This window comes from Salmonella sp. NW1250 (assembly GCF_051812965.1).
Lineage (GTDB): Bacteria > Pseudomonadota > Gammaproteobacteria > Enterobacterales > Enterobacteriaceae > Salmonella > Salmonella enterica.
This window is the reverse complement of the sequence record NZ_JAMNDD010000053.1, coordinates 1-407: the sequence shown is the minus strand read 5'-3', so window position 1 is coordinate 407 and position 407 is coordinate 1. Positions and strand designations below refer to the sequence as shown.

Below are 407 nucleotides of genomic sequence, written 5' to 3'. Positions count from 1 at the left end.
AAAAAACGTTTTGAGGTGCGCCTGCACCTGCACTGTCACGCCACCACCGGGATGGCGGAGATGGCGCTGCTGAAGGCTATCGAGGCGGGCGTCGACGGCGTGGACACGGCGATTTCCTCCATGAGCGCCACCTACGGCCATCCGGCCACCGAAGCGCTGGTCGCCACTCTCGCCGGAACGCAACACGACACCGGGCTGGATATCCTGAAGCTGGAGAGCATCGCAGCGTACTTCCGCGAGGTGCGCAAAAAATACCACGCCTTTGAAGGCCAGCTGAGAGGCTACGACAGCCGTATTCTGGTGGCCCAGGTACCGGGCGGAATGCTGACCAACCTCGAAAGCCAGCTGAAGCAGCAGAACGCGGCGGACAAACTCGACCAGGTGCTGGCGGAAATCCCCCGCGTGCG

At 62.9% G+C, this 407-nt stretch carries 1 pseudogene; it reads left to right on the top strand.

Annotated features, from left to right (window positions below):
- Positions 1–407, top strand: a pseudogene (locus tag NBA72_RS24215) (sodium-extruding oxaloacetate decarboxylase subunit alpha); the annotation flags it as partial.